The 3,990-nt window shown below is 71.7% G+C and carries 4 protein-coding genes; 2 read left to right on the top strand and 2 right to left on the bottom strand.

The features are described 5' to 3' along the window. Together VIB55_RS21870 and VIB55_RS21865 are read right to left on the bottom strand one after the other, a co-directional pair. Positions 1-677, bottom strand: a 677-nt coding sequence (locus tag VIB55_RS21870; RefSeq protein ID WP_331878798.1) for a trypsin-like serine peptidase, incomplete at its 3' end; no start/stop codon positions are given. A gap of 30 nt (positions 678-707) precedes the next feature. Continuing rightward, positions 708-2,354 (bottom strand): glycoside hydrolase family 108 protein, encoded by a 1,647-nt coding sequence (locus tag VIB55_RS21865; RefSeq protein ID WP_331878797.1) that lies wholly within the window; start codon positions 2,352-2,354, stop codon positions 708-710. Between the two features lie 326 nt (positions 2,355-2,680). Here VIB55_RS21865 and VIB55_RS21860 point away from each other — a divergent pair, with 326 nt between their 5' ends. Next, positions 2,681-3,313 carry a L,D-transpeptidase gene (locus VIB55_RS21860; RefSeq protein WP_331878796.1) on the top strand — a complete coding sequence of 211 codons (633 nt, stop codon included), beginning with the start codon at positions 2,681-2,683 and terminating at the stop codon, positions 3,311-3,313. A 204-nt stretch (positions 3,314-3,517) separates the two neighbouring features. Then, the coding region (locus VIB55_RS21855; protein WP_331878795.1) for a methylmalonyl-CoA mutase family protein at positions 3,518-3,990 on the top strand (473 nt) is incomplete at its 3' end.

Genomic DNA, 3,990 nt, shown 5'->3' with positions numbered 1-3,990 from the left:
GAGCGGAAGCGCGTGGCCAGGGCGGAGCCGAACGGTTCGCCCTGGGCGCCGGGGCCGTTCTTGCCCGGAATCACCCGGATGGAACGCACCCAGCCATGCGCCGCCGTTCCGGGGCTGTGGACGAAGACGCAGTGCCCGGCGGTGATGAGGGTGCGCGCGCTGACGAACCACCCGGTACCCACGTACAGGGCCCCGTCGGCGGCGGTGATCTCCAGCGCGGCGATGGCGCTGTACGGGTACACCTTGGTCTCGAAGATCCGCTCGCGCCCGTCGCCGTCGGCGTCGGGGATGATGGACTCCATGCGCATTCCCATCATCACCGGGGCGCCGCCCAGCCCGCCGCCGGGTGCGGTGGGCGCCGCCGCGACCGGGGCCGAGGCCTCCAGGATGTCGCGCATCCGGCCCTCTCCCTCGGGCGCGCGCATCGACTCCATCGTGGAAAGGGCCTCCACGTCGGTCACGTCGATGCCGCGGCGGGCCAGGACGCGCCGCGCCGCGCGCTCCAGACCCGTGCCGTCCAGCGTTTGCGAGACGTCGGGCGCGCCGTTGCCCGGCGAACCCTCGTCCACCAGCGACTCACCCTCGGCCTCGGCCGCCTCCAGGGGCATCGCCTCGTGCTCGATGGTTTCGTGGGGGTCGAACCCGGGGGGATCGTGCCGATTCTCCTTGTTGCTCATGCTCGTCTCCTTCATCGAGGGGGGTGAACGTTACGCGGGATTGGTGAGCCGGTACACGAAAGCCTTCTTTTCCCAGGCCTGCTCGCCCCACACGCGCGAGTCGGGGCCCACGCCGCCGTGGGATTCGTAGGTGCGGCCGTTATGGACCAGCACCACGTGGCCGATCTTCTTCGGTGAGTCCTGCGGGCGCAGGAAGGCGATGCGCACGGCGCCGTCGGCCTTGAACGCCGCCTCGTAGTTGCTCTTGCGGAAGCCGCCCTTGCGCACCCACTCGTGCTGCACCACCGAGCCGTCGGGAAAGGCGGCCCGCGGGGTCGTCGCGCGGCGGATGGCCTCGCGGACGAACCCGCTGCAGTCCACCTTCCGGAAGTCCTTGCCGGGGACGGCGTTGAAGAAGGGCACCTTGTCGCCCAGCCCGTAGGTGACGCGCGGGGACGAACTCGTGCAGGCGTTCAGGAACGCCTTCACCCTGGCCATGTCGATCGGCAGGGTGGCGTCGCCCGCGGTTTCGGCGCGCGGGGCCTCCATCGCCTCCGCTTCCGCGAGCCCCGCGCCGAGGTTGGCCAGGGTGCGCGCCGTGTCCAGGTCGGCCACCTCGCTCACCTCGCCGTCCCGCGGCGCCGCGGGATCGTCGTCGGCCGTTCCCGGCGCGGCTTCCGTCGTGGCGGCGAACGGGGCCGGCGCGTCGCCCGGCCCGGCTCCGCCCAGCCGCCGGAACAGCACGGCCAGCGACTCGAACCCCGGTTGGAAGGCCACGGCCGCGAGGAACCGCCCGCCATCGGCGTGCACGCCCAGCGGCGTCACCGACGCCACCGCCTGCACGGGAATGTCGAAGCCTTCGCCGTCCGCCGCACCCGGGTTCCACGCGCGCAGCGCGTCGTCGGACGAAGCCCGCGGGTCCAGAACGAAGAGCTCGCCCGTTCCCGCGCCCTCCAGGACGGCCCGCGCGCCGGCGAGGAAGGCCGCCGGGCCGGCGGGCTGCAGCAGGGCGATCCCCGCGCCGGCGCCCCCGCCGGACGCGGGCGCCTCGTCCTCGTCGTCCGGCAGGTCGCGGTCGGCCCGCCCCACCACGGTAGACTCGTCGCCATCGTTGCCCACCGACTCGTCGGCGAAGTCCTCCGCGGGCGCGGACTCCGCCTCCGCGGATTCACCCGCCAGCCCCGCCGCGCGGCGCAGGTCGTTCAGGCGGTTCAGCCACCCCTTGAGGAACTTGCCCTGCGAGGGGTCGTTCGCGACGATCTTCCGCAGCCGCGCCTCGCGCAGGTCCGCGACCCGCACGGCGACGGCGCGCGGGCTCGCGGCCGCGAGGGCCGCCAGCGTCGCCGGCCCGGCCGCTCCGTCGGCGGCCACCCCCAGCGCGGTCTGCAGGAACCGGGTCGCCCGCCCCACCCCCATCAGCACGCCCGTGTCGAAGAGCACCAGGTCCAGCGGCGGCTGCGCCTGGTCCCCGTGCGCGGGGCCCCAGTACCCGCGGCGGTACAGGGTGCGCACCTCGTCCATGGTGATGAACTTCACGCTCTGCAGAGGCTGCCCCGCCCGCTGCCGGTGCGCGTCGTACACGCGCTGCGTGACGCCGTAGCGCGTGGCGCCGCCATGGTCGTCGGGGTCGTTGGTGAACTTCGATCCCTCCCACTTCAGCACGAAGGCGAGGGCCGATTCAAAGCTCGATGCCGTCATCGTGGGTTGGCGGAGCTTACGGTGGCTGGAAACGGCGGGGCCGCGCGAGCGCGGGTCGCCGGTAGGGGAACGTGTTCGCAGGGAAGTTGGATGGACACGGCGGCCGGTTTTCCGCGGCCCCGCCGTGGGGCGGCGGGGAGCGCGGGGGCAGAGACCGGTGCGGGCGCCGGTCGAGTCGCCGCGTGCAAAAATAATCGGCTCCGGTGATCCCGCCACCCTGACGTGTGACGCGGGTTCACCGCCGCTCGTCCATGGCATGATCCTGGCGCGGAGTGCGTACCTGAATGGGTGCTCCTAATCCCTTGCCAGCGAACGGAATCGGGCCGATGAAGAGAAACAAGTGGTTGGTCGCGCTGGCGCTGTTGGCGCCCGCGCTGGCCCCGGAGAGCGGCAGGGCGCAGATGGCCCTTTCGCGCGACAGCGGGCTGATCGTGTCGTCCGTGGAGGCCGCCATCGCGCGGCCGGCGCGCCGGATGGCGAACTTCTCGGTGGTGGTGGACGTGTCCGACCGCGTGCTGTACGTGATGAGCGGGGAGCGCGTGGTCCGCAGCTACCCGGTTTCCGTGGGCGAGGCAGGGTACGACACGCCCACCGGGCAGTTCACCATCCGCCGGATGATCTGGAACCCCGACTGGCGGCCGCCCCCCTCGGCGTGGGCCCGCGACAAGAAGTACGAGGCGCCGGGCTCGGCCGGCAACCCCATGGGGCGCGTGAAGATGTTCTTCCGCGAGCCCGACTACTACATCCACGGCACGGGGCTGACGAGCTCGCTGGGCAGCGCGCGGTCGCACGGGTGCATCCGCATGCGCAACATCGACGTGGTGGAACTGGCGCGCCTGGTGATGGTGAACGGGGGCGATCCCAAGAACGACGAGTGGTTCCAGGAAACCATCGCGCAGAAGGAGAACATGCGCCCGGTGACGCTCACGACGCCCGTGACCTTCCGCGTCCGCGAGTAGTCGCACACTTCTGGAGTCTGGACGAGAGCCGGGGAGTGGCGTGGGTGCCGCTCCCCGGATTCTTTCGTGCATCCCGGCGCCGCAACACGAACGAATTGCGGAAGGGACCGCGTGCGGACCCGCCGTGCCTTGGAAGGCGAACGGCATTATGTTGTGCGCCGTCACTCACGCACTCACGAACTGACGCACTCACGCACTGTCGTTATGAGCGATACCCTGTCCCCTCCCAACCTGGGCGAAGACTCCGGCGCCGTCGGCGGCAAGGCGGCGTGGACGGAGCGCGCCGTTACCCCGGCGCTGGGCCGGCACCCGGAGCGCCGCGAGCAGTTCCAGACCACCAGCGGGGTGGAGGTGGACCGCCTCTACACCCCCGACGACACGGCGGGGCTGGACTACGGCCGCGACCTGGGATATCCGGGCGAGTATCCGTTCACCCGCGGCATTCAGCCGACGATGTACCGGGGGCGCTTCTGGACCATGCGCCAGTATGCGGGCTTCGGCACGGCGGAGGAGACGAACACGCGCTTCAAGCTGCTGCTGGAGGCGGGGCAGACGGGGCTTTCCACCGCGTTCGACCTGCCCACGCAGATGGGGTACGACAGCGACCACGCCATGTCCACGGGCGAGGTGGGGCGCGTGGGCGTGGCCATCGACACGGTCGACGACATGCGCACCCT

Origin of the sequence: Longimicrobium sp., from assembly GCF_036554565.1 — a bacterium.
Taxonomy (GTDB): Bacteria; Gemmatimonadota; Gemmatimonadetes; order Longimicrobiales; family Longimicrobiaceae; genus Longimicrobium.
The sequence above is the reverse complement of the archived record's forward strand: the minus strand, read 5'-3'. Positions and strand labels throughout refer to the sequence as shown.